Genomic DNA, 25,100 nt, shown 5'->3' with positions numbered 1-25,100 from the left:
TTCAATTTAAAATTAATCATGGGCAAAACTGCAAATAACGGATTTATTTTGATTGTGGATGATAATCCGACAAATTTATCTGTCCTGTGTGCAGCACTCAATAGTGAGGGTTTTCGTTTCCGTGTTGCAGTCGATGGAGAAACTGCGATCGCTCAAGCCGAACGCAATCAACCAGAGTTGATTTTACTGGATGTACAAATGCCAGGTATTGACGGATTTGAAACTTGTCGCCGTCTCAAAGCCAATCCTGTTACCCAAAACATTCCGATTATTTTCACCACTGCCTTAGCAGATACGGAAAGCAAAACGAAGGGATTTTTCCTCGGTGCAGTAGACTATATCCCCAAACCGTTTGCACAAGAGGAAGTCATTGCTAGAGTGCGCGTACATTTACAACTCAAACAATTGACTGAATCTTTGGAACAACAAGTTAGCGATCGCACCAAGGCTTTGCAACAAGCTCAAGTCCAACTAGTGCAGCAAGAGAAACTATCAACACTCGGAGAGTTAATTGCTGGTATTGGCCATGAAATCAACAACCCCATCAACTTTATTTCCAGCAATATTCCACCCTTGCAAGAATACATTGCAGGAGTAACTAAGTTGCTCCTACTGTATGAACAAGAGTATCCAAACCCAACAGCCAAAATTACCACTGCTATTAAGGACTTGGATCTTAATTTCGTTCTTGAAGATATGGTAAAAATTTTGAACTCTCTCGAAGTCGGAAGCGAACGAATTCAGAACCTTTCTAATTCACTCCGCAACTTCTCTCGCTCGGATAGTGATACCAAAATATCTGCTGATTTGCACCAAGGTCTAGATAGTACACTAATGATTCTGCAACACCGCCTCAAAGCTAATGGCGAGCGTCCCGGCATCGAGGTTATTAAAAATTATGGAGTATTACCAGAGATAAACTGCTATATTGGGCAGATGAATCAAGTATTTATGAATATTTTGGCAAATGCGATTGATGCTCTTGATGAAGCTATAATGTATGGCAAAATGAGCAATCTAATTCCTCAGATTCAAATTGCAACAGAAATAGATTCTGAACAATTGGTTATAATTCGGATTGCTGACAATGGGATTGGTATTCCTGAACGGGTTAAAAAGCGCTTGTTTGAGCCGTTGTTTACCACAAAAACCGTTGGGAAAGGCACTGGACTTGGCTTGTCAATCGCATATCAAATAGTTGTAGAGAAACACAAAGGTGTATTAGATGTGAATTCTCAACCAGGTATGGGAACCGAGTTTATCATCAAAATTCCCACATAAGAGCAGCATTTAATTAATTACAAAGCTGCTCTAGCATTTATCATACTGAAGAGTAAGGAAAATCCCAATACCTAATCCCTATCTATATAGAGTGAACGCAACTTTAGATGCTCAACTGATGGCAGAACGCCTAGAATCCTTGAAAGCTGGAATAATTGGGGGTTTAGCTGTGTGTTTTGCTTTTGCTCTTTCTATTCTTTTGAATACTTTGGTACTGGCAAAGTATTTTCAGACACTGGCATGTCTGCAAAATGATCTTGACTGGCACTTGTGGGTAAGTGGTGCAGTTGCAATTTTTACTGGCTTACTATTTGGTGTCACCTACCGCTATATTATCCGCTCAGATAAAAATCTTCAACTCAAAGCTGGTGGTGTACTGGCCTTTGGTTTGGTGCGGGGATTAACTCAGATAGAACTTGGCTGGAATTCCAACAGCACAATTTGGCCTTTTTTGGTGTTGGCGGGAGAAAGCGTGTTGTGGTTTGCGTTGGCTGCGATTACTCTTAATGTCGCTATTCAACTTCGTTGGGTTAAACCTTTTTCATCAATCTAAATTCTCTATGTTCCTAAATAAAAATATAATTTATTACTAATATCTAATATGGAGATTAAAATATCTCACTATTATCTGATAGTCGATCTAGAGGCTACATGCTCTGACAGTGGGACTATTCCCCGCCATGAAATGGAAATTATCGAAATTGGTGCAGTGATGCTCAATCGAACAACCTGGGAAATCGATTCCGAGTTTCAGCAATTCATTCAACCTGTGAGACATCCGCAACTAACAGGTTTTTGCACCGAATTGACTAGTATTCGTCAGCAAGATGTTGACAAAGCACCAAAATTTATAGAGGCAATTTCTCGCTTCAAACAATGGATTTATTCATTTCCCAATCATATTTTTTGTTCTTGGGGCAATTACGATAAAAAGCAATTTATTCAAGATTGCGCGTTTCATAATTTCCCTTATCCTTTTAGTTCCGAACACATCAATATCAAAGAGGAGTTTTCAGAATATCTTGGTGTTTCTAAAAAATTTGGCATGGCACAGGCTCTCAATGAGTTGGGGATAGAATTAAAAGGTACACACCATCGTGGCATTGATGATGCCCACAACATTGCAGCTATCTACAGACAGATTAAAACTAAGCTGAATAATGGGTAAGTAGTAAGGTACCATCTTCAACTGTTGCGGTGCATTACGAAGATATAGCGCTTTCGTTCTTTATCAAGAAAGGCAGAGGGCAGAAGGCAGGAGGCTCAGTTGGAATACTGTTTTCTGCCCTCTGCCCGTGACCTTTAGCGAACTTGGGTTTAAGACCCCCACCAAATTTTCAATTTGGTGGACTCTCAATTTTTGTCGGGGTTTGAATCCTCGACAAAAATTGAACCTTCAGCATAGATGCCCTCTGCCTCCTGCCTTCTTCAACTCACTTGGTTAGTAATTCAACTTAATCAGGGTACAGCTAGATAAACGTGACGAAAAAAGCAAGCGATCGCTATCCGAACCAAGACGTTACCAGCCAAAGAACTTACTTAATATGTAGCTTCTGTTACTTGTGCGGTATCAGATTAATAATTATATCTAGACAAAAGGATTTTTGGAGGAAGAATCTTTCTTACTGGATGAGTATTCAGAGCAATTCATCGCTTCTTCAGTGAGAACAATAGAAGGGTTCACCGCACATTTTAGATAATGATTATTAGAATAAAAACTACAGTTTTTACAGGGAAGTTTGTGTAAAGATTTGACAGTAAACACCATTTTATAATCTAAAAGCGCCCGAATTTTTCGCAATATTAGGAAAAAAACCATCCAACTAATTACAAAGCCAACAGGAGATAAAGATATCACTATATCAGTAATAGTTAATTCATGCGTTTGTGCTTTATCTTTTGTTGCTTCACTTACGATTACTTGATGTAAGTTACTATTGGCTGCTACATTTGTCGGCAACATTTGAGAATGATACATATTATTTACCTTTACTATATGTCTTTAGTATCTTGGTTTTTGCTAGCCAGTTAACTAACTAGTTATTTGGAAATATATCCTGATTATTACTGTGTGATCGTAATTAGGTTGATAGCACTGTTCCTTTAGGAGTATATAGACATTTGTGAGGAAGAAAATTCAGTATAATTCTATAAATAAGACTAGATTTTACGTAAATAATGCATGACAAAGTTATAAATCTTCCATATTAGAGATGTAAATATCAAAAAATCTTGGAAGATAATAATATTTAAGGTTTGTGTTTATGAGCTATTTTTTAATAAACAAATCACTACACATTTTTCAGTAGTTCAAGTTCTAATGTTTATAGAGGTTTAATTATAGGTTTAGCAAAATAAAACTTCAGCCATATCTGTCAAGAGTTTTGCTTATATTTTTAAGTTATATACCCAAGGGGAGAAATTAGATTATGAGCTTATATCTAGATGGTTTTATGTTAAAATATACGCAAAAATACTTTTAAAAGTTTTTAAACCTCAAAACCATGCTAGTTTGTAAGTTATATTTATTACAAAACTTTTGAATGCAATGATTTTTGCATTGGCAGCTTATCTAGTAGAAGGTTTTCGCTGAAGATGGGGCTTTTGGAGTGCATGTAAATGGCCCCATGCATTAGCAGTGATTAATTCTATTTTCTTGAGTATTTTTGCTCGAATTACTTGACAACTAAGGTCAGGGCAGGACTATTTCATTGTCTGTCATCTAGCCCACCTCAGAATGAATTCTGAGTCTAATAGTGAAAGTTGTCTAAAGACGACTTTACGAAACGCTCCGCGAAAGGGTCTACGTTCCTCAACCTAACCTACATTAGGGTTATTTTTTAGGCAAAACCTACGCAGTATTGCCAGTTGTGTAAGTTCTGAATACTTTTACAAGCGATCGCCACGTAAATAGACTTGCACTGTAGGGGCACAGTATTACTCATACGTGTCAACAAAAGCCTAGAAATAGTTTAACTGTTGGCTCCCTCACCCGCCTGAAACTGAAGTTCCAGGCGAGACATGACTTTTACTTTAAGTTGACACCAATGAGTATTACTGTAACCTTACAGTAATTAAAGCTGCTGGAAGAATTATGAATTACGGATTTTTAAGGAACGATGTTTGTAACGAACTATGCATAATAGAACAATTAGCAATAAAAGCGCTTTGATCATTGATGGCTCCACTACCTTCTTCACTTCCGTAGGGGTTTTAGGAGTAACATTACACGGAATCTCAATGATCTGTGTGTGATCAGAACCATTACCACTGGGAGTCAGATCGCACTCGCCTGTGCTGGTGAGAGACAAAGGTGCATTTCCTGAAGAAACAGATGAAACAGATGCTTGAGCTGAAGAACTATCGCCATTCAGTAGTAGAAGCAGAATTAAAGCAAGACCTCCAATTCCGAATATTGGCCAGAGTGGAAAGGAATCAGGACTGTCTTGTACCAAAACATCTCCCATAGAGGCAGGGGAAGTATCGAGGCCCATTACTTCTCCATCCAACGCTAGTGGATTATCACTCAGCAATATATCTCCTGGGATATCTTCTCCCAATATCTGACTAAATTCCTGTGGAATCGCGTTATTGGGACGTCCGAGTTCCCCACCATTTTCAGAGTATGGAAAGGATAGTACTTCAAAAATCCTCTGTTGGAGTTGGTTTGGATTCCCAGAATTCAACGCATTCAAGCCTGTAGAAATTTTATTGAAATAGAAATTCGTCATCTTTGGCGACAGACCTAAAGACTGAATCTGCTCCTTAATATTGGGAATTTTTGAGGCTTCCTCAAAGAGTAGTCGTCCGTATGACAACTTCAAGTCTAGTAATCCATTACGGAGACTAACCGAGTTATTGGTTCCTGAGTATGGTGACCAGTAAAACTGCTTGGTTACAAGTCCGAGTCCTTCTACTGGATTCCGACCAACAGGTTGTCCAAGAAGGTATTGAGAACCATCCATGATTGCGGGGGATTGGTTTCTCCAAAATGAGGCGTAAGGCACCTCAGAGAGATTGAGATTGTTACCGTAAAAGCTAGCGAAATTCTGGAAGTTTTCTTCCCCACCAGCTGCTCGTATCAAGAGGTTTTGATAGCTAGTCCCGTCGTTTAAATCCAGTAATCGCTGGATTACCGATCCAGTTTTATTGCAGGTCAGACCAAATCCCACATTACATCCAGGAATGACTCGCATCTGGCTCAGATTCTGGTTATTGATTTGGTACTGGAGATACTCATACTCCAGTCCTTGTTGGATACCATAGCGTCCAATATTGAGCTGTGCAAAAGCAGACTGATACGTAGTGAGTAGTACTGCAACAGATGAGAATACGATGGTCGTAAACCGAACCGCCTTCTCTACGAGACGCTCCGTGTAGCTTGCTTCCACGTTCGCGTAGCGTCCCGCAGGGAAGTGGTACGGCATTCCAATTCTTTGAACGATTGATTTAGCCAAGATGCACCTCCATTAAATGACAGCAATTTATTGGTTATTCACGTCCTTCTTTCAGTCCGTGGGGTTGATATTAATAGCTTTGGAAATTCAAGGGGTCGCAGCAATACTCCAGACTCACTGAGTCTGCCAACATCACTTCTAAGCTGTTCCACATTTAAATTGCATAAGCTGGGCGGGCTTTTCGGCCCACCCCACAAGAGTTATATTTAATTCGATTATGCAAATTAGATGTTTTTTAGCTTATCCTTGGTAGCTAGAATTGGGATTGGGAGAAAATTTCTTTATGAGTTGAGTCAAAAGAGGCAAGGGAGCAGGGGGCGCTTTGCTGGGGGAAAAACTGAGACAGAGCTTGTACTTTGCCCCAGTTCAAGCGGACAAAGAAGGACGGGGCTTCTCAACTCTTACAGAGGCTGCGCCCTAAGCGTTCGCGTAGCGTCTCTAAGAGTTGCTATGCCGCAGGCTTTACGAGACGCTCCGCGAACGTACCCATGTTTCGCTTTGCTCCACGCTCTTGGGAAGGGCTTGCTCCCCCAAGCTTTTAGCTCCCTTCCCACCTGCCTCTTCGGTGAGGTTTGAATCCCATCTATACTCATTTCACTTGCTACTTCCCACTTCCCAGTTCATTTAACTCTTAGGTAAAGAAATGTTGATCGTGATTCCAGTACCTTTGAGATTTCCTGATGAGAGTGTGTGATATAAGACCAATCCCCGGTTGGGTTGGTCGAAAAGAAACCCACGACGTGTGGGTTTGATCTTGCCTTCTTTTACTAACGAGACAAAGGCTTCTAAATACCTACGTATACCTTGACGGTTCTCTGGACTAGTATTCATGTGACGCTTAATCAGCATCATAAAGAAGTCCAAACTACGATTTTCCTGTCCCTGAATCAGACTGCCCTCATCTAGGAAAGAACTTGCTATGAGTCTGCTATCAACTTGTTTAACCTTAAATAGGGTAAAGTAACGCCCTTCTTTTTTAGGATCGTTCGCATAACAGACCCAAGAACCCTCTTGATTCTGTATAAAACCCTGTTCTGCAAGGTAAGAAAGCAAAGAATTACTTGCCTTTGTCTGTACTGGAGGTAATAAATTATCAATGGAATCTAAAGAGCAAATCCTCTGCGTTGTTTTCTGTTGAGAAGCAGCAGGAGTCTGCTGGGTATCGACACGCAGGGGCTTGTCATTAGCCATTGCCATAGTAGACATCGTAGCGATCGCAGATATTTGGAGAGCGATCGCTCCAACCAAACGAACAATAATATTCATGTTTTTCCTGTTACTTTTGCTGACGTTGTTAAGAATCGAGTCATTACTAAATCAAGATTGATCTAGCAGTCCTAAATCATTTTTTAGATTTAAGTGTTTCCCTCATTTGGTTGAGGTAGCTTAAGTTTTCGACAATGAAATAGGGATTTTATATAGGTAACTACCCACAAAGAGAAATCAATATCTAAAATAAAACACACAATATTAATGTCTTATTGACAAGACAAATTTGGCTTTTCGATATTTTTACATATACGAAAAACAACTGACTTAGTGTCAAAATTTTTCTATTTATTCTTGTCTAATTTTTTGCCATTTTAAGAGGGTTTTATACCTTCTTAGCTAGCTCTAATGATTTCTCAAAGAGGACTTTGTGAGCTATTTAGTACCTTATATAAGCAGAATTTTAAAAACTCTGTGCTTTGCAAGTTGGCGCTTTTGTGGATTTCCTTGGTAGGTTGAATAATTTTTCTTTTTTGGAGGTAGCGCACCTAACTAACTGTTTCAGCATGTTTAAAAATTGATGTATAAAATAATATCTCCTAACAGTAAAATAATATTACCATGAGCTTGAGACATGCAACACTATTGTGGACAGTTGTCAAAGTTGTACACGGTGAATTGTAACTACCTCTTGATTAAATTTCATGGCAAATAGCTGAGAATCAAAATCAATTTACTTATACGTTGCTAGTATTTTATAGTTTAGTACCTTTGTTCTAAAATAGTTATATATGTTTTAAATATAACTTTATTTTACTAAGTATAAATTTTCTGATTTAGCAAGCTGTTGTTGCTATAGACCTTGTAAGCCAATACGCTTGGCTTTATGAAAAATTATAGGTTGGGTTACCTTTGCTTAACCCAACAAAGCCACCGATCTGTTGGGTTTATTTCTCAACCAAACCTACGCAACTTAAGATTTTTGGCACTAACCCAAGCGTATTACCTTCTAAGCGTCTAAGGCTCAGATATCCCAATAGAAACATTAAGTAGACCTATATACATTTTTTTGTCACAACGAAAGAGTATGTCCTTAAATTTGCCCCGTAGATAGAGGAATATCCTGAGCAAAGTTGATATATTTAGATATTTAAGTGGTAACAAACTTTGACTAAAATTAAGATATTAACTTGGTATTTTTACAAGCCTTAGCAGTATGAATGTGGAATTTTTTAATAGGATTCCTTTGATGCCTTTAGTATTACTATGGCTGGCTTACACTCTTTTAGGATGGTATCTTGCTGCTCATCATATTATTTGGTTAGTAGGAGCTTTTGTCGCTACTATGGTTATAGCTGTAGTGCGGAAAAGTATTTCTTGGTTAGAGCGTTTAGTTGAATTTGGGTCTAAAACTTTAGCTGTTATATTATTTTTAAGTGTATCAATTGCTTTTGTAGCAACTTGGTCGCTATTATTAAGGCTTTTTCTCATACCTCTAGCAACCACGCTTCTAGCTGATTTGGAAATGCGCTTTTCTGGCTTCGACAAGCTAGATTCATTTTGGGTTTTAACAGTCATAGCAATATTAGGTTTGGTGATTGGCGAATTGATAGATATTTTACTTTTTCCCAGTAGCAGATACTAAAGGAATAAAGGTAAAAAAGATTTTTTTATTTATTAAAGAAGGGCGCACATCTATGCACCCTTCTTTAATCTGAAGTTTTAGGCGATCACTTTCTCTAGCTATTTAATAAAAAGGCACGATTAGTTGCTATTAGTCAATCATTCTCTAGACTACTATAAGTCCCACTCAAGGAAGACGTTTTATTAAGTTAGATTTTCTAGCCTATTACCAGAATTAAGACAAGTTAATAATGTAAATACTTCTGAAAGAAATCAGAGGTAAATAGGTGACATTAGGGACTTAACAGTAAACTGGGGCATTGTTCCTTGTCTCACATTAAGTTATCATTGTTATGAAAACCATAGATGTTGTCTAGCAATAGAAATTGAAGCGATCACTGTAGAGAGATCCCTCTGAATGTGGCGAGATGGATATTCCCATTTGAAGGCATATCATTAATAATTGTCATTTTTGAGTCACATTTGTTTTGAACCATAGAGATATAGGTAAAACAGTGCAAAAAAAGATGAAACAAAGCGGCGAGTTCCTACTCAACACTAATAAGGAAGTAATGTGAGTAGACGTAAAGACTACAGTTTGCTTCAGCAGTCAGAAACAACAGAAGTAGCAGCACCTAAGCCATCTTAAGATTACCAGACGCAGTGGCTCTGATTGTCGGTATTGTCATCGGGGCAGGGATTTTTGAAACCCCGGCTTTAGTGGCAAATCAAGCAGGTAGTGATACTGCTGTACTGCTTTTTTGGCTAATTGGTGGTGTAGTATCTCTGATAGGAGCGCTGTGCTATGCAGAGTTGGCGACAGCCTATCCCGATGTTGGTAGTGCTTACTTTCATTTGAAACGTATATTCGGGCGGGGAGTCGCCTTTTTATTTGCCTGGGTGCGGATGACAGTGATTCAAACTGGTTTCATTGCTCTGTTGGCATTTGTTTTTGGCGATTGTGTTTCTCAGATATGGCGGCTAGGAACGTTTTCGTCTTCTATCTATGCAACCATCGCGATCGCACTTTTAACTGCTTTGAACATCATCGGTTTGCAGCAGGGTAAGTGGACACAAAACTTGCTGAGTGCTGCAAAAGTTCTGGGTTTGTTGCTGGTAGTAATTCTTGGGCTTACCGCCATTCCCAATTCTGCCGCCCCTGTGGAATCTGCATCATCAGGAACGTGGGGACTGGCGATAGTGTTTGTGCTGCTTTCTTACGGCGGTTGGAATGAAGCGGCTTACATCTCGGCAGAAATTCAAGATGGACGACGTAATATTGTGCGATCGCTAATGTGGAGTATTGGCATTATCGCTGCCATTTACTTACTCATCAATCTGGCTTACCTGCGGGGATTGGGATTAGCAAACATGGCCCAATCAGAAGCAGTAGCCGCAGATTTAATACACTCTCTTTGGGGCGAACCGGGAGCCTTGTTTATCAGTGTATTGATTGCGATCGCTACTTTGGGAGCAACAACACCACAATCTTTACCGGAGCGCGTACCAATTTCGCACTGGGACAGGATTTTTCGCTATTTGGTTTTATGGGGCGCTGGCAACAACGTCCTAGTAGTCCTACCCATGCCTTATTATTGCAAGCTGCGATCGCCTTAGCACTGGTTTTTTTAGGCACGCTTACTCGCAAAGGTTTTGAAACAATGGTGGATTACACCGCCCCGATATTTTGGTTCTTCTTGCTTTCCGGGATATCACTCCTAGTATTGCGAAACCGCGAACCCCACATAGTGCGCCCATTCCGTGTGCCATTTTATCCTTTGCCACCATTACTCTTTTGTGCCGTTTGCGCTTAATTGCTTTATTCCAGCTTGGTTTATACAGGTGTGGGAGCAGTTGCAGGTGTTTTAGTTGTGGCAGCAGGTATCCCCCTGTTGTTCTGGAATAACTATCGCCAAGGTAGGACTTAATACAATTTTGGATTTTGGATTTTGCAACCTAAGCCTCACACTATAAGTAATTCAAAATTCCATGACTATCAGTTGTTTTACTAACTACTAACCACAAGCTACTGAATCAAGGAGAAAATTGATGAACTTCAAAAAAATTCTGTTTTTTACCATTGCCCCTGAGATACCTCACCCTGGTTTTGCTTGTGCAAAACCTGTCCCTCTCCTTAGTAAGGAGAGGGATGTCCGATAGAACAGGGTGAGGTTTTAGAAGAATTTTAGGTAATTGTATAATTTGTGTTTACACTGTAGCTCCTTGGCAAAGAAAGGAGTTGGGGATGAAATGTACTTTATGTACACAAGAACCTTTATATTTTTAAATTACCTCTATTGGGGGTTGACAACAGCAAGCTTAAATATCCAAAAGAATAATCTAAAATCCAAAATTTTTTGACTGGTGCAAATTCAAGTAAGGGCAGGAAATATGATAGGGTTAAAAGGAAAGAATGCTTTAATTACAGGTGCAACTTCAGGTATAGGTCAAGCGATCGCTATTAGACTCGCTCAAGAAGGGTGCAACATCGCCATCAATTACTGCAAAGAGCCGGAAGCTGTGCTGGCTCCTCAGAGGAGATGGCAGCCGCAGTAGCTTTTTTAGCTTCGGATGAAGCCGCCTACATCATTGGACAAACCCTATTCATAGATGGTGGATTGACTCTGTATCTGACTTCCGAGAATCTTGGTCAGCTTAAGAAAGAGGCAAGGGAGCAGGGAGAAAGGGGGATAAAGCAGAAAAGGGATTCGACACTTCCGACCCAACTCTAGGAGAGGCTGCGCCAACCGTAGAGCTACGGGCAATGCAGAGCTACGTGAACACCCTGCCTGTTGCCTTAGCTTCCCGTATGGTACGAGAACTATGCTTGTTGAAGTGGGAGATTCAGACCTATATTCTGCTCTGCTCCACAGCAGGAGGAAGAGGTCATGTCCCCCTGCTTTCTGCCCCCTTCCCCCTGCCTCTGCCTCTTCATTGAGGTAAGGCTTGCGTACTTTCCACAATTGAGCCGATACATATTATTAGTGGAATTAAACGCCCATGACTAGCGCGATCGATAAGAACAGTCTGCTCGAAGCAGAAGCCTGGAAATTGTTGGAAGAGTCGATAATTTATTACCAGGGAAAACCCATTGGTACTGTAGCCGCCCAGGATGCGGAGTCAGATGCTCTCAATTACGACCAGTGCTTCCTCCGCGATTTTGTCCCTTCTGCTTTGGTGTTTCTCATGCACGGCAAAGCAGAGATTGTGCGTAACTTCTTAGTAGAAACACTGAAATTACAAAGTCATGAAAAGCAGATAGACTGCTTTGAACCAGGAGCGGGATTAATGCCTGCAAGTTTCAAAGTACATTCTAATGGGAATGAGGAATTTTTGGTCGCTGATTTTGGTGAACTGGCGATCGCTCGCGTTCCCCCAATTGATTCTTGTATGTGGTGGATTCTCTTGCTACGCGCCTATGAAAAAGCTACAGGCGATTTGACTCTAGCGCGTCAGCCAGATTTTCAAGCAGGAATCAAGTTAATTTTGGATCTTTGCTTGGTACATCGCTTTTCCATGTACCCGACAATGTTAGTTCCCGATGGCGCGTTTATGATTGACCGTCGCATGGGAGTCTACGAACATCCTCTAGAAATTCAGGTGTTATTCTATGCATCCCTCAGGGCTGCGACTGAATTGCTTTTACCAGATGGGGATGGCGATAGCTACCTTGGCAAAGTCAATAGACGATTGGGATCTTTGAAATATCATATCCGCAACTATTACTGGCTAGACCTGAAGCGATTGGGGGAAATTTATCGTTACAAGGATAACGAATTTGGTAAAGAAATTGTTAATAAATTCAACATCAACTCAGAATCAATCCCCACTTGGTTGACCGAGTGGTTGCCCGAAACTGGAGGATATTTAGCGGGAAATCTGGGGCCGGGACGGATAGATTTTCGCTTTTTTGCTCTGGGAAATCTGATGGCAATCTTAGCTTCCTTAGCAAGCGTTAAAGAATCTCAAAGCATTATGAATTTATTTGCCCAACGTTGGCAAGACTTGATTGGCTATATGCCTGTTAAAATCTGCTTTCCAGCTTTGGAAGGTTTAGAGTGGAGAATTGTTACAGGATGTGATTCTAAAAACAGGGCTTGGTCTTATCACAACGGCGGTAACTGGCCCGTTTTGCTGTGGTTATTTACCACAGCAGCACTGAAAGCAGGTCGAACAGAACTTGCCCAAGCAGCGATCGCCATTGCCGAAAGGCGTTTATTTAAGGATAAATTCCCAGAATACTACGATGGTAACAATGGCCGTTTGATTGGCAAAGAAGCCAGAACTTATCAAACTTGGAGCATTGCCGGATTGCTAGCAGCCAAAAAATTCGTAGAAAATCCAGAGTACTTAGAATTAATCAGCTTTGCAGAAGGACTTGAAGGCCCAGGCTGTAGCCTGTAGATACTGATTTGCCCCCCGAAGCGATGATTTAGCCATTGTACTTATACAGGATATACAGGATGCCTCTGCTTACTAGTACCGCAACTCTTAAAGACGCTACCCATAGCGTGCTTTTTCAAAAGAGTAGGTAAAGATAAACTTTAAGTTCTCAAAGACCGGATAACTGATACACTATATCGTAAGAGGTATCTGAAGTGTCATACTGAGTAGTATCACAAGATAGTCTTTGCATCATTAACACGTTTTAACGTGTATAAACCATGAAAACTACTTCAGATTTAATTTCAGAATTTGAACAACTATTCAGACAAAAATTACAACTAAATAATTGTAAACTTAGAAAGAAAAGACAAGAGAATAATTATGAAATTATTACTCCAGCTAAAGACATTTTTTTGATGTATTGGTCTGAATTCCCAGAAGTTAACTTAATATATCAAGCTGTAGGGGTACGCACTCAGCAGACTAGTGTTTATGAACGAGCAATCCGCTCCCACATTAGTTCTAGTCTGAGTAGTATCCAGGAGAATCCTCACTCGGAATCACCATTATTGGTACAACAATAACAAATACTTAGAGAACACAGAAAATATTTATTAAACTCTCGCCAGTTTTTATAATAGAACTGACGAGATTTTTTCACCGCAAATCTGTTGCTCAAGAGATAAAAATGCAATCCGAAAAAAATCAAGATCAAGATCAGTTAGATTATAAAGCTTTGTTAGCGAATGCAAAGCAAGCCTTAAAACTTGAATATCATAAATCAGCCGCTTTAGCGTCCCAACTGCAAGCCATAAAAACTCAGCTAGAGCAAGTTATGGCTGAAAACAAAACTCTAAGAGAGAGTGCTTACGAAGATGTAATTAAGCACTTTGAGGCGCGGACTCAAACAGCAGAAGCACTAGCACTAAAAACAGAAGTACGCCAAAGATTCCTTGAAGCTAATGGTTGCAACGATGACCAGAGCTTCGATATTCTATGGGATAGTATTAAAAATAAGATTCAGATCCAAGATGGTGAAGTGAGAATCGTTGCTCAAAATGGCACTCCTAAATTCACTTTAACAGGCAGCATGATCACTTTGAGGGATTTTATTCAATCCCTGAAACAAGACCCAATTTCTAGAAAGTTTTTCTACAACTAAAGAGCCAAATTCATGAAAGTCTCTCGCTAAAAGCGGACTAGAGATTGTCCAAGAAAGCTATTCATCTTCGTCTCCTGGCGGTCGTTCGCTCTCGCTTTGTTGGGCGTTCCACTCCAAAACAATGCGCTCTAACATCTCAGGTTGCGTACAGTTATTAACATCGGCGTACATTTGAATTAACTGCCTCACTTTAGGACTAATGTGGCGGATCTCTAGTTGTTTACTTTGCACGATGTTCATTAACTTTTAGTGTCTATTACACTATGTTGAACTATTAAACTATGTCTGTTGCAATAAATTTTGTTAATAGATATCTTGCAAAAGCTCCCTTTTGGGTGAGTATGTGGCAACCTTAAGTTTATACGAATTACGAACTTGTACTGAGCGTTGCTGAAGTATTACGAACTTGTACTGAGCGTTGCTGAAGTATTACGAACTTGTACTGAGCATTGCCGAAGTATTACGAATTATTTTAACCAGGCGGGGCTGCTTCTTCAAAGGGACGGATAATCGCCGGGGCTGGTGTAACTTCTGGTTTAAAAATTCCTTGCAAGGCTTGTTCTAATGTTTGTGCCATGACAATCCGGTTTTCGTAAGCCACGACTACCCGCACCAAAGTTGGTAGACTATTTTGTGTGGCTTCTAAATAGATTGGCTCGACATACAGCAGCGATTGCTCAATCGGAATGACTAATAAATTGCCCTGAATAGCTCTCGACCCCTGGCGATTCCACAGGGAAATTTGCTGAGAAATTACTGGGTCTTGGTTAATCCGCGCCTCAATTTGCTCTGGGCCGTAAACCAGGCGTTCTTTAGGAAAGACATATAGTACTAGCCTACCGTAATTCTTGCCATCCGATCGCGCCGCTAACCAAGCAATTAAATTAGTCCGTTGTTTGGGAGTATAGGGCAGAAGCAGGATAAACTCTTCAAAAGGTACGGTGGGTAGATTAGTAATCAAATAGTACGGCTCTACCGGACGAGGTTCACTGCCATAGATTTCGTTGGGAATTTGCCACTGGTCTTCCCGATTGTAAAATACCTGGGGATCGGTCATGTGGTAGGTCATCAACCGCTCACATTGAATTTTGAAGAAGTCCACCGGATACCGCGTATGACTGCGGAGATTGACTGGCATTGTACTGAGCGGTTTAAACATGTTGGGAAATATCGCTGACCAAGTGGCAATGATCGGATCGCTTGGATCGGCAATATAAAAGTTAACACTACCGTGATAGGCATCAATCACTACCTTGATTGAGTTACGAATGTAGTTGATACCATCGCTACCAGTGTCTGAGTAAGGATAGCGATCGCTCGTCGTGTAGGCATCAACAATCCAGTAAAGATAGCTGGGATTACTTGGGAAATCTTGATTAGCAGCAGCAGCCACTAAATAGGGATCGCTGTCAAATTTGAGGAAAGGTGCGATCGCTTGAATTCTTTGCTTCACATTTCGCCGCAGTAGCACCTTTGTCTCTGGCAAAAAGTCTCGCGTCAGCAGCATCTGCCAATCTTTCAAATACATAGCAAATAACCAGCGTCGCCATGCTGAAGCGATTTCAACGCCGCCTAGACCATCGTAAGAATTGTAAACATTATCGCTACCACTAGGATAGTCTAGCTCTCTAACTCTTGTGCCAGTCATTACGTAGGTATTGGTTATTTCACCGTAATAAATCCGGGGTTGCCCAATAGGAATACTGTCACGAATGGCTGCATTGGAAGTTGTGAGGGCGCTACTATTACCACTAATATCTTTGACAAAATATTCTGGTAGCCCACCCGGCCCAACTGTATTAACTGGGCTAACAGTAAACCCAAAACCGTGAGTATAAATTAAATGACGGTTAACCCATGTTTGAGCTTCCTGTGGTACAGCATTGTAGTCTAATTCTCGTGCGGCAATCAGTACCTGCCGCCGTTCTGCTGACTCAGCTGGTTCCTGCTTAGGTTCTGGTGGCTTTTGGGGAGCAGATGGTCGGCGTGAAGTTACATCTGTTTTGAGAGTGTAGCGGTCAATATCGGCATCGGGGAACTGATAGTAGGGCCGAATTTGTTGTAGTTGACGGTTGGTTTCTAATAGTGGTCGCTCATCCCACAAGCGAATATTGCGAATTGTCAAGTCATTCTTTTGAATATCAGCTTGAGTTAATGTTCCTTGCGGGTTGAACGTTCTAGCATCTATCGCCTCTAGATCGAATGCTTGGCGAGTCAAGGCAATAGTACGCTGAATGTAGGGTTGCTCTCGTTGTAACTCATTAGGTTGGACAATTAAATATTGCACCACCCCAGGTAGAACAATGTCAGCAGCTGCAACTAGTACTAGATAAACCCCTAATCCGTAAAATACCAAAGGACGATACTGAGATTTAGGTTTCCAGAAAAACGTTCGCCAAAGTAGGTAAAAGGCGATCGCTACTGCCAGGATGCAAAAGACGGTGTAAGCTGGCAACTGGGCTGTGACATCGGTATAGCTGGCACCATAACTTACTCCACGTGTAGAATACACGAGTTCATAGCGACTTTGCCAGTAACTCAAAGCCACTACCAGCATCAACAAGCCACCCATACCGAATAAATGACGCTGTTGCTGGGGCGAAAAACCAGGGAAAATTCCCTGACTTAAACTGTCGGCCGACAGGAGATAAGTAAGAGTAACGGCGACGAATCCATACAAACATAATCCCATCAGCCAGAGTTCTAACAGTTCCCAAACGGGTAAAGAAAATACGTAAAAGCTGATATCTCGACCAAATAAAGGCTCAGTGCTGTTGAAAAGGGTGGGGTGGAAATATTGCAGCACCTTTGGCCAGTGTTGGAATATGATGAAGGCAAAAATGGGACTGAAGAAAATTGCGATCGCAGTTAGTAAAAATTTGGGATATATTAAGATTGCGATCGCTACTCCTACAATTAAACCGAAATAAGAGACTTGAGAGAAAATCTGCCTCAAGAGTGGCCAGATTGTCTGTGGTCGGAATAAGGTGGGAATTGGTAGAATATCTTGGTTAACTGGAGAATGCCAGTAAGAAACAGCAACTTGACCATAGTGAGCCAGCATTAACCCGATCAACAAACTCATTACTAAAGTTAGGGGTAATAACCCGCGCAATCTCATTTTTTTTAAGCGTTGCGGCGCAAGTATCGGAGTTTCACTGCGTCTTGGATAATGAGGACTGAGAAAATTTGTTAATTCACTAGTGAGTTCTGCTTCCCCACGCCTAACTTCCTCAATTCTCAGAGGCTGGGAATATTTTAGCCGTTGTGCTAGAGCCAGATTTAGCAATAGATAGGCAGCAGTTACCCCAGCCACCACTACCCACAAAACACCACGAGTCACTAGTCTTAAGAGAAATACTTGCAGGTAACCGACTTCCTGAAACCAAAAAATCTCTGCTCCCACGCAAGAACCCAGATCCAGGAGTAGCCACAGCCCTAAAAATACAATTAATAATCTAAAGCCCCATTTCCAATACATTGATATGTAATTTAATAAAAATGCCAATTCTCTATTTGCAAGCTAGGTACTCTTTAAAATTCTCGAAGATTAGATGTTACAAAAAATGATTGTGAGTTAGTGCTGTTGCTGCGATTAGTACCTCATAAAAACCGATAGGAGTACCTGCTGTCTTTAGAATACTTCTAATTTGGGCAGCTTGTTGTGCTTCTTCCATACCAAAAGGTAAAATTCTAATCGAACCTAATAATGCTTCATCAATCATTGAATTTTTAAGGCTAATCCGTACTTAATCTCCATTCCTGTTAAGGAGGAAATAAAAATATCAATAGGAGTAATAGACTGTAATAGCTTGAAAGTATTTTATTCTCCTTTGAAAAAATCAATAATTACGCAACTATTGAGTAAATAACCCATCATTAAAACTCGAATTCGTTAGCTGGTAGCAGTTTGTCTTGGAAAAACTCAACAATAATAATTTTTACTACACCTTGATGTTGCATAATCGTTTCTGGCCAAATCATACTTATTGTTTCTAAGAAAGTAACAAATACTCTGTTTTCAGTAATACCTTGTGGTGTTTCAGCTAGTTTAATTTTGCAATTTTTATAAATTCCTTCAATGGTTCGTAGCATTATTGCTTATCTCCTATCTAATTTTTAAATGTAGTTCCAGTTTAGAACATCCGAGTTCTCAGGGTAAGCTTAGATAGTTCTGAGCATGAAGTTCCAAGTTCTAAGGATAGAAGTTGGAGTTCAAAGCCTCAACAACACGACATAGGGGCACGGCAGTATCCGTGCCCCTACCGATATACCTCACATAAAGGAGAACCGCTATATTGTCATTTGAATCAGGAAATCCCTAAAAAGACCTTTAAAGCTTGAGCAATATTGCTCAAGCATGATTTTATTAGCTATGGCTATGTGTTTCACTAATTAGAGTAAAGGTTTGCTATCACACGTAACCTATTACGCCAAGCATACGGAGGTTTAATGTCGATATATAAAGCTCTCAACAGGAACGTTACTTCTCAAAACACCGTTGAAAAACGCTTGCAGATGCAGTGTTTGATAGGAGCAACTCAAATAGTTGCACCTAGTACTGGGAGTGATGTAGTGAAGGGATTAACTCAAACATCTAAATCTCTACCCCCCTCTTACTTTTATGATGACCGTGGTTCTGAGCTATTTGAGTTAATCTGTAATTTACCAGAATATTATCTCACACGCACAGAAACAACGATTTTACAACAGTATGCTGGCGAAATTGCCAAGATAACTGGCGCTTGTGAATTAGTAGAACTTGGCAGTGGCAGTTCTACCAAAACCCGCATTTTACTAGATTCCTACCAGCAACTAGACTATCCCCTGCACTACTTACCAATTGATGTGTGTGCAGGTATATTGGAAAGTAGCGCCAAGCAGTTATTAAGAGATTATCCCTTACTGCAAGTTTATGCTTTAGCGGCAACTTATGAATTAGCTCTTGCAAAACTCCTACCGACGCAATTACCCAGCAGGATGATTTGTTTTATTGGTAGCAGTTTAGGTAATCTTACACCTAATGAATGTGATGTATTCTTCTCTCAAATTACAGAAGCCCTACAAGTAGGTGAGTATTTCTTGTTGGGGATAGATTTACGAAAGCCGAAACAGATTTTGGAACCAGCTTATAACGACAGCCAGGGAGTGACGGCAGCATTTAACCTCAATATGCTGGAGCATTTAAATCAACAGTTTGAGGGGAATTTTGACACCACCCAGTTTGAACACTGGGCATTTTACAATGAAAATGAGCATCAAATAGAAATGCATTTACGCAGCCTGCGATCGCAAATTGTAGAATTACGCGCTCTTAACCTCAAGGTTAATTTTGCACTAGGTGAGACTATCCTCACCGAAATTTCCCGTAAATTTGACCTTAATATTATCAAGCAGCAACTCACCGCACACGGTTTATTACCTCTCCAAATATGGACAGATCCAAATCAATGGTTTGGTTTATTGCTCTGTCAACTGCAAGCATAAAGCAAATCAGAGTATGCCTCACATAGATAGCGGTTCTCAGTGAGTCCAATATAGACCAATACAGTTCAGTTAAGCCCTAAATCCTATGTAGAGACGAAGAAAAGCAACGTCTCTACATAGTTAAAATCAATACCAAAAATCCTTAACCCAAACGTATTGTAATATAGACCTAACAAAAACACCCCCAACCCTACAAGGATTGGGGAATGAAGTGAGGTCTAAGTATGTTAAATACAAGCGAGAATCGTTATAAGCGATATTCGTCCTACACGAGTGAGAGAGAAAAATTAAAATCTCTCACTATAATAGTATTTTCACTATTTAAGTTTGTATGAAATGTAAATTTTATACATCTACCAGCACAAACTAGTAAACTAAATATTTAGCCTCTAATTATTGCTGCATCGAAGGTGTAGGAAAAATTCTGCTGAATATAGGAACCCGTGACTTCGGCTTAGTTGCAGTTATATTGGCATTATCAGCTATATTGGTATTAGCATCAGAAGAGTTCTTGTCTGCCTCAGAGAGGATAGACAATTTGCTATTAGTAGAATTGGCAAAATCACTCAATTGGATAGCCGAAGGTGAATTTGGAGATATGGAAGTAATATTATCAGTATTTTGGGTGTTGGATTTTACCGGAGTTTCAGCTTGAGATGGAGTAATTATAAAAGTCGAGCTTGTTCCTAATACCAGTATTAGCAGATTAAAAATATATTGTCGCATGGGGATTTGTCAAAAAAGCTTCAAGAAGTTATATTTGTTCTCAGTTGAAAATAAAACCGTGATTTTCCAAGATAAATCGCAGCTTAGTACATCGATTCACTCACAAAAACTTAACCCCTTCAGTTACCTTTCATATAAGGTAGAGGAAAGCTAAACTCTGCTCTTCCTTTAAGAGAGGGGTTATTCTAAAATTACAGAATCGATCTTACAGAGAGCTTGCAAATAAATACACCTGAAATAATTGACGTTTATTCATCAATTAATTCCGCACTAACTATTAATAATTTAGTCGTATTTTATGATTCTTCAAATAGGAATTTTACTGAAGTTTTTGAAAAACGCGATTTTAAGTAAATTAGCTAATAAATCGTATATTTAATGAACTACAACCAACAATATATAAAGTTTTAACAAAAGCTGACTTTTATGAAGTGATTTTTATAAAAGTACGTGTATGCGTTCCGGGATGGATACTAATATGTCTATAGCAATCAAATTTGATTTTTGAAAAAACCTAAGTATATGTATGGTGAATTATGGATATTTAAGTAAAAGGGCGTAAATAATTAAAGGTTTGTAGTAATAACTTTAGTCCCAAAAGAAGGATTGAAGTCTTTACTACAAACTTGATGACAATAATTTTATATTACTTAATATAGTTTTATTTATTCGCACCGACTTACTTAGCTCTAAATTACTAAAGGTTTTGGACGGTGCGTTATACCATTTCAGTTATTTAAACTACGGCTGGGACGGGGAGTAGTGAGTTGGGAGTTATGTAGTTTAATCAATTGATAAGCCCTGTAAACTGAAATAATAAAAAAAGTGACGAGATGAGATTTTACAGTATTTATACCTCACCCATCACTCCTTAATAATTTGCGCGTTGATAAGCTGTTACGCATTTTTAAATTACACCAGCTTATTGCTTAATTTATTCTCTAACTAAAGAAGCGGATAATTATTAAGTTGTTATGTAATTTGCTATACCAATAGTTTTAATTATTTATATCCATTAGTCTTACTTTTGCTTATGCCATATAGTTACTTCATAGACTTGTGAAAATCCAAAAGCTCAGATTTCCGACTTTTGTAAGAAGTCAGGAATCTTTTTGTCCAAAAAATGTATTCATAATCACAAATAAACTTAACTTAAACTATATATCTTTGGTAGTAGTAGTTTGATGCTTGTGATGGAAGTTGGGGAAAAGATTATTAGTTATTATGAGTAATCATGGAAACAATTATTATTAGCAATAAATCATTCATTGGGAAAATGAAAAAGTGGGCTAAACAAGAATAGGAACTAAAAGTTGAGAGCCAGGGTTTTCTAACTGTGCTGTTTTATTTAATTTCTCTGCTTGTCATAATTGTGACTGGCTTATAAGTTTAATCACAAATTAGCATAATCTGGAGTCAGCGGATTTTGCATCCCTATTTAACTAAGTTTACCAAATCTTCCCACTAAAGGTAGAAATAATACTTAGCAAAATGTTGTAAGCTCTTTGTAAAAAAGCATCTGAGTGCAAAAGTTATCAATGGACACTCTCTAGTTCCCTAGATTCAATCTGCTTTGCTCATCTAGGTTAAATGCAATACATATCATTTACAATACTATACCAACTGTCTGTAGTGCTATGAGACATAACTTGTTGAAAACCTAGATATAGATATATTCTTATAGGTTCTATTGAATAATAATTGCAGTTCAGAACTAGTTAAATTTATAAAATGGAATACTGCAATTTTTCCAATAATTTACCTAGTAGATTTTTTGCTTCAACTCTGCAAGTAAGTAGCGGGAATTTAAGGTGAACATAGAAAAATTTATCCAACGCTCAGAAACATTGCACAATCGTTTAGCAGATTTATACCAAACTGCTAGTGTATTACCTTGGATTTCACCGGATCTGCTGCCGCAAGCTTTTAAAGAACTCTATAGCACTTCAAAAATAGTGCAGTTAGCAGCAGAGGAACTCCATCAACAAAATGAGGAATTAATACAAACACGGAATTGGTTAGAATCAGAACGCCAACACTATCAAGAATTATTCGAGTTTGCGCCTGACGCCTATTTAGTGACTAATACAGAAGGAATCATCCAAGAAGCTAACTTTACTGCTGCTAAATTGCTCAATGTTTCAAAGCAATTTTTGGTGGGTAAACCAATGATTAACTTCGTCCCTCTAGAAGAACGTCAGCATCTTCGTAGCGAACTTATCGAACTATCTCAATCAGACAGAGTTAAAGAGCTATTGATACGCTTGCAACAACGTCATGGTGAGTTATTTGATGCAGCTTTGACAGTGGCAGTTGCCCGGAATCCACAGGGTAAGGCAACCTCTTTACGCTGGGTGTTACGTAATATTTCTGAACGGAAAGGGGTAGAATCAGCAGTAGTCAAAGACGATAGCAACCTCTTGTATGATCGTCCTTTGCAAAAATATTCTAAAGGAGAAACTATTCCCCTTAACCCATTAGTAATTTTGTATGTTTGTCAGGGTTTGGTCAAACTTAGTACTTACTGTGAAACGGGTGAAGAAGTTCTAATAGGATTGGCAACAGCAGAAATGGTTTTTGGCTCTAGTTTAACATCTTTAAACATTTACCAAGCAACAGCCCTCTCTGATGTCGAGTTGGTGTCAATTTACGCAGCAGAAATAGCAGCTTCCCCCAACCTGAGCCATATCCTTTTACCAAAAATTAATCAGCGCTTACGCCAAACAGAATCTTTTCTAGTCATTTCTGGAAGACGACGGGTACAAGAGCGCTTGCACCATCTATTACAACTTTTGAAACGGGAAGTTGGTGAAACTGTCCCGGAGGGAACTCGCCTAAGTGTTCGCTTTACTCACGAAGATATTGCTAGCGCCTGCTGCACTACCAGGGTAACAATTACACGATTGATTGGCAAATTACAGGAAGAAGGCATAATCAGTTTTGACTTAAAAAAACACATGATCTTGAGAGATTTTGATTAATTACTTATAAGTATCCCATGAGAAAATATGACCTCATTGTTATCCTCTTATCCTACAAAGAAACTACACGATCGCAGAATTTAAAAATGTACCCAAAATAATGTATATCTGATTTTACATGTATTGCTAAAATCGCAATTGCAGCATGTCAAAGCAGCTATGCATACACTTGGCAACACAACTCCATCATTGGGCTACATCTTAGCACTAGACTTAGGTACAACAGGCAACCGCGCCTTTGTGTTTGACGCAGACGGCAAGATAGTTGGACAGGCATACAAAGAACTAACTCAGTATTATCCTCAGCCCGGATGGTTAGAACATGACCCTCAGCAAATCTGGCAGGATACGTGTTGGGTGATGCAAACCGCAATTGGCAATGCCCAGATTGCTCCATCTGCGATCGCAGCCTTGGGGCTAACTGTACAGCGTGAAACCTGTTTGATTTGGGACAAAACTACTGGTAAACCACTCCATAGAGCGATCGTCTGGCAAGATCGCCGCACTGCTCCCCTTTGCCACCAATTACAACAGCAAGGCTACGCTAATGAAATTTACGATCGCACCGGATTAATCATCGATGCTTACTTTTCTGCTACCAAGTTCAGATGGCTATTAGACAAGTTTACAGATACTGACCTGAATAATGTCTTAGCAGGCACTATTGATACCTGGGTGCTGTGGAACCTCACAGGTGGTAAAGTCCATGCTACTGACCACAGCAACGCCAGCCGGACAATGTTGATGAATCTCAAAACCTTTGAGTGGGATGAGAACTTACTTGAACTATTTCAGATTCCTGTGCATATTTTGCCCCAGATTCAGCCTAGTTTAGGAGTATTTGGAGTCACTGATGCTACTTTGTTGGGCGCTGAAATTCCCATTACTGCCATTTTGGGGGATCAACAAGCTGCTCTATTTGGTCATGGCTGCGATCGCCCCGGTTTGATGAAATGTACTTACGGCACTGGTAGCTTTTTAGTTGCTCATACAGGCGCTCAAATTGTACGTTCGCACCATCAACTTATTTCTACAGTGGCATGGACACAAGCAAATCCGAAGGGAACTTTAGATGTGGGCTATGCCTTAGAAGGTAGTATGTTTACTAGTGGAACTTGTATTCAATGGTTACGCGATCGCCTGAGGCTGATTAAAACTGCTGCTGAAAGTGAAGCGATGGCAAATCAGGTAACAGATAATGGCGGAGTCTACTTTGTGCCTGCATTTAGTGGGCTAGGCGCACCTTACTGGGATATGAGCGCCAGGGGAGCCTTTTTCGGCATTACCGCCAGTGTACAACCAGAGCATCTAGTTCGCGCCGTGTTGGAAGCGATCGCTTATCAAGTTCTGGAAATAGTACAGGCGATTAATGCCTCTAGTAGTACTCCAGTTGGGCGATTAATGGTAGATGGTGGTGCTTGCGAGAATAATTTTCTGATGCAGTTCCAAGCTGATGTTTTAGGTATTCCAATTGAACGAAAGGTAATGCGCGATACGACCGTTCAGGGTGCAGCGTTTGCAGCAGGTTTAGCTGTAGGATTTTGGCAGAGCTATGAAGCACTGGTGGAACAACGGCAAATTGAACGTGTGTTTGAGCCGAAGAACAATTTCCCATTGTCCAATTTTGCTACTTGGCAAAAGGCAGTGAAACGCACTCTCGCCTGGGAAGAGTAGCTCTTCACCAAAAACGAGTTATTCACATTCACCTGAACAATTAACGGTGAAACACTTGCAATTGACGCCTAATGTGAATTAGAAAAAAGGCGGGAGAAGTAAGAAGATGAAAGT

Annotated in this window: 19 protein-coding genes and 2 pseudogenes; 13 read left to right on the top strand and 8 right to left on the bottom strand. The window is 39.9% G+C overall.

From position 1 onward, the window contains the following. The first annotated feature begins 18 nt into the window (after positions 1-18). The 3 genes from ACFE90_RS11735 (at position 19) to ACFE90_RS11725 (ending at position 2,449) form a co-directional block, all read left to right on the top strand. A complete protein-coding gene (locus ACFE90_RS11735) occupies positions 19-1,281 on the top strand; it encodes a sensor histidine kinase (RefSeq protein WP_375500629.1) in 1,263 nt (420 codons plus the stop codon). Positions 1,282-1,399: 118 nt separating this feature from the next. Continuing rightward, positions 1,400-1,834 carry a hypothetical protein gene (locus ACFE90_RS11730; RefSeq protein ID WP_375500641.1) on the top strand — a complete coding sequence of 145 codons (435 nt, stop codon included), beginning with the start codon at positions 1,400-1,402 and terminating at the stop codon, positions 1,832-1,834. A 48-nt stretch (positions 1,835-1,882) separates the two neighbouring features. Next, on the top strand, positions 1,883-2,449 hold the full coding sequence (locus ACFE90_RS11725; RefSeq protein ID WP_375500627.1) for an exonuclease domain-containing protein: 567 nt from the start codon (positions 1,883-1,885) through the stop codon (positions 2,447-2,449). 420 nt (positions 2,450-2,869) lie between these two features. On the opposite strand, the gene ACFE90_RS11720 is transcribed toward ACFE90_RS11725, so the two are convergent. The 3 genes from ACFE90_RS11720 to ACFE90_RS11710 all read right to left on the bottom strand — a co-directional run bounded on the left by ACFE90_RS11720 (position 2,870) and on the right by ACFE90_RS11710 (position 7,004). Beyond that, positions 2,870-3,259, bottom strand: coding sequence for a hypothetical protein (locus ACFE90_RS11720; protein ID WP_375500625.1), 390 nt, complete (start codon positions 3,257-3,259; stop codon positions 2,870-2,872). A gap of 1,114 nt (positions 3,260-4,373) precedes the next feature. After that, positions 4,374-5,738: a hypothetical protein gene (locus tag ACFE90_RS11715; RefSeq protein ID WP_375500623.1), complete on the bottom strand. Its 1,365-nt coding sequence runs from the start codon at positions 5,736-5,738 to the stop codon at positions 4,374-4,376. Positions 5,739-6,362: 624 nt separating this feature from the next. Beyond that, positions 6,363-7,004, bottom strand: a complete 642-nt coding sequence (locus tag ACFE90_RS11710; RefSeq protein ID WP_375500621.1) for a hypothetical protein — start codon at positions 7,002-7,004, stop codon at positions 6,363-6,365. A gap of 1,159 nt (positions 7,005-8,163) precedes the next feature. Here ACFE90_RS11710 and ACFE90_RS11705 point away from each other — a divergent pair. The 7 genes and pseudogenes from ACFE90_RS11705 to ACFE90_RS11675 all read left to right on the top strand — a co-directional run bounded on the left by ACFE90_RS11705 (position 8,164) and on the right by ACFE90_RS11675 (position 14,118). Further along, on the top strand, positions 8,164-8,592 hold the full coding sequence (locus ACFE90_RS11705; RefSeq protein ID WP_375500619.1) for a hypothetical protein: 429 nt from the start codon (positions 8,164-8,166) through the stop codon (positions 8,590-8,592). A gap of 552 nt (positions 8,593-9,144) precedes the next feature. Next, positions 9,145-10,498 (top strand): annotated as a pseudogene (locus ACFE90_RS11700) (APC family permease). Between the two features lie 463 nt (positions 10,499-10,961). Then, a pseudogene (locus tag ACFE90_RS11695) lies at positions 10,962-11,087 on the top strand (SDR family NAD(P)-dependent oxidoreductase); the annotation flags it as partial. Positions 11,088-11,110: 23 nt separating this feature from the next. Beyond that, positions 11,111-11,302, top strand: coding sequence for an SDR family oxidoreductase (locus ACFE90_RS11690; protein WP_375500617.1), 192 nt, complete (start codon positions 11,111-11,113; stop codon positions 11,300-11,302). Between the two features lie 268 nt (positions 11,303-11,570). Beyond that, the gene (locus tag ACFE90_RS11685) at positions 11,571-12,974 is read left to right on the top strand and encodes a glycoside hydrolase 100 family protein (protein ID WP_375500615.1); all 1,404 of its coding nucleotides are present in this window, start codon (positions 11,571-11,573) and stop codon (positions 12,972-12,974) included. Between the two features lie 260 nt (positions 12,975-13,234). Further along, positions 13,235-13,540, top strand: a complete 306-nt coding sequence (locus ACFE90_RS11680) for a hypothetical protein (protein ID WP_375500613.1) — start codon at positions 13,235-13,237, stop codon at positions 13,538-13,540. Between the two features lie 104 nt (positions 13,541-13,644). Then, a complete protein-coding gene (locus ACFE90_RS11675) occupies positions 13,645-14,118 on the top strand; it encodes a hypothetical protein (protein ID WP_375500611.1) in 474 nt (157 codons plus the stop codon). A gap of 57 nt (positions 14,119-14,175) precedes the next feature. Here ACFE90_RS11675 and ACFE90_RS11670 read toward each other — a convergent pair whose 3' ends face one another. The 4 genes from ACFE90_RS11670 to ACFE90_RS11655 form a co-directional block, all read right to left on the bottom strand. Then, the gene (locus tag ACFE90_RS11670) at positions 14,176-14,358 is read right to left on the bottom strand and encodes a hypothetical protein (RefSeq protein ID WP_375500609.1); all 183 of its coding nucleotides are present in this window, start codon (positions 14,356-14,358) and stop codon (positions 14,176-14,178) included. A 232-nt stretch (positions 14,359-14,590) separates the two neighbouring features. Next, complete coding sequence (locus ACFE90_RS11665; protein WP_375500607.1) at positions 14,591-17,599, bottom strand: UPF0182 family protein; 3,009 nt, start codon at positions 17,597-17,599, stop codon at positions 14,591-14,593. Between the two features lie 76 nt (positions 17,600-17,675). After that, positions 17,676-17,843 (bottom strand): hypothetical protein, encoded by a 168-nt coding sequence (locus tag ACFE90_RS11660; protein ID WP_375500605.1) that lies wholly within the window; start codon positions 17,841-17,843, stop codon positions 17,676-17,678. Between the two features lie 154 nt (positions 17,844-17,997). Then, a complete protein-coding gene (locus ACFE90_RS11655; protein WP_375500603.1) occupies positions 17,998-18,213 on the bottom strand; it encodes a hypothetical protein in 216 nt (71 codons plus the stop codon). 357 nt (positions 18,214-18,570) lie between these two features. On the opposite strand from ACFE90_RS11655, the gene egtD reads away from it, so the two are divergent. Beyond that, the gene (egtD, locus tag ACFE90_RS11650) at positions 18,571-19,605 is read left to right on the top strand and encodes an L-histidine N(alpha)-methyltransferase (protein ID WP_375500601.1); all 1,035 of its coding nucleotides are present in this window, start codon (positions 18,571-18,573) and stop codon (positions 19,603-19,605) included. Between the two features lie 393 nt (positions 19,606-19,998). On the opposite strand, the gene ACFE90_RS11645 is transcribed toward egtD, so the two are convergent. Then, a complete protein-coding gene (locus ACFE90_RS11645) occupies positions 19,999-20,331 on the bottom strand; it encodes a hypothetical protein (protein ID WP_375500599.1) in 333 nt (110 codons plus the stop codon). Between the two features lie 1,811 nt (positions 20,332-22,142). On the opposite strand from ACFE90_RS11645, the gene ACFE90_RS11640 reads away from it, so the two are divergent. After that, positions 22,143-23,312, top strand: a complete 1,170-nt coding sequence (locus tag ACFE90_RS11640) for a PAS domain S-box protein (protein ID WP_375500597.1) — start codon at positions 22,143-22,145, stop codon at positions 23,310-23,312. Between the two features lie 159 nt (positions 23,313-23,471). Next, complete coding sequence (gene glpK, locus ACFE90_RS11635) at positions 23,472-24,986, top strand: glycerol kinase GlpK (protein WP_375500595.1); 1,515 nt, start codon at positions 23,472-23,474, stop codon at positions 24,984-24,986. Positions 24,987-25,100 lie beyond the last annotated feature (114 nt).

Origin of the sequence: uncultured Nostoc sp., assembly GCF_964245445.1 — a bacterium.
GTDB lineage: Bacteria > Cyanobacteriota > Cyanobacteriia > Cyanobacteriales > Nostocaceae > Nostoc.
Note: the sequence above shows the minus strand (reverse complement) of the source record. Positions and strands in the feature narration are given on the sequence as shown.

What these genes read in the sequence shown, in the direction of transcription:
- ACFE90_RS11735 (WP_375500629.1), top strand. Translation starts at nt 19, where the DNA reads ATGGGCAAAACTGCAAATAACGGATTTATTTTGATTGTGGATGATAAT.
- ACFE90_RS11730 (WP_375500641.1), top strand. Translation starts at nt 1,400, where the DNA reads ATGGCAGAACGCCTAGAATCCTTGAAAGCTGGAATAATTGGGGGTTTA.
- ACFE90_RS11725 (WP_375500627.1), top strand. Translation starts at nt 1,883, where the DNA reads ATGGAGATTAAAATATCTCACTATTATCTGATAGTCGATCTAGAGGCT.
- ACFE90_RS11720 (WP_375500625.1), bottom strand. Translation starts at nt 3,259, where the DNA reads ATGTATCATTCTCAAATGTTGCCGACAAATGTAGCAGCCAATAGTAAC.
- ACFE90_RS11710 (WP_375500621.1), bottom strand. Translation starts at nt 7,004, where the DNA reads ATGAATATTATTGTTCGTTTGGTTGGAGCGATCGCTCTCCAAATATCT.
- ACFE90_RS11705 (WP_375500619.1), top strand. Translation starts at nt 8,164, where the DNA reads ATGAATGTGGAATTTTTTAATAGGATTCCTTTGATGCCTTTAGTATTA.
- ACFE90_RS11690 (WP_375500617.1), top strand. Translation starts at nt 11,111, where the DNA reads ATGGCAGCCGCAGTAGCTTTTTTAGCTTCGGATGAAGCCGCCTACATC.
- ACFE90_RS11685 (WP_375500615.1), top strand. Translation starts at nt 11,571, where the DNA reads ATGACTAGCGCGATCGATAAGAACAGTCTGCTCGAAGCAGAAGCCTGG.
- ACFE90_RS11680 (WP_375500613.1), top strand. Translation starts at nt 13,235, where the DNA reads ATGAAAACTACTTCAGATTTAATTTCAGAATTTGAACAACTATTCAGA.
- ACFE90_RS11675 (WP_375500611.1), top strand. Translation starts at nt 13,645, where the DNA reads ATGCAATCCGAAAAAAATCAAGATCAAGATCAGTTAGATTATAAAGCT.
- ACFE90_RS11670 (WP_375500609.1), bottom strand. Translation starts at nt 14,358, where the DNA reads ATGAACATCGTGCAAAGTAAACAACTAGAGATCCGCCACATTAGTCCT.
- ACFE90_RS11665 (WP_375500607.1), bottom strand. Translation starts at nt 17,599, where the DNA reads ATGTATTGGAAATGGGGCTTTAGATTATTAATTGTATTTTTAGGGCTG.
- ACFE90_RS11660 (WP_375500605.1), bottom strand. Translation starts at nt 17,843, where the DNA reads ATGATTGATGAAGCATTATTAGGTTCGATTAGAATTTTACCTTTTGGT.
- ACFE90_RS11655 (WP_375500603.1), bottom strand. Translation starts at nt 18,213, where the DNA reads ATGCTACGAACCATTGAAGGAATTTATAAAAATTGCAAAATTAAACTA.
- egtD (WP_375500601.1), top strand. Translation starts at nt 18,571, where the DNA reads ATGTCGATATATAAAGCTCTCAACAGGAACGTTACTTCTCAAAACACC.
- ACFE90_RS11645 (WP_375500599.1), bottom strand. Translation starts at nt 20,331, where the DNA reads ATGCGACAATATATTTTTAATCTGCTAATACTGGTATTAGGAACAAGC.
- glpK (WP_375500595.1), top strand. Translation starts at nt 23,472, where the DNA reads ATGCATACACTTGGCAACACAACTCCATCATTGGGCTACATCTTAGCA.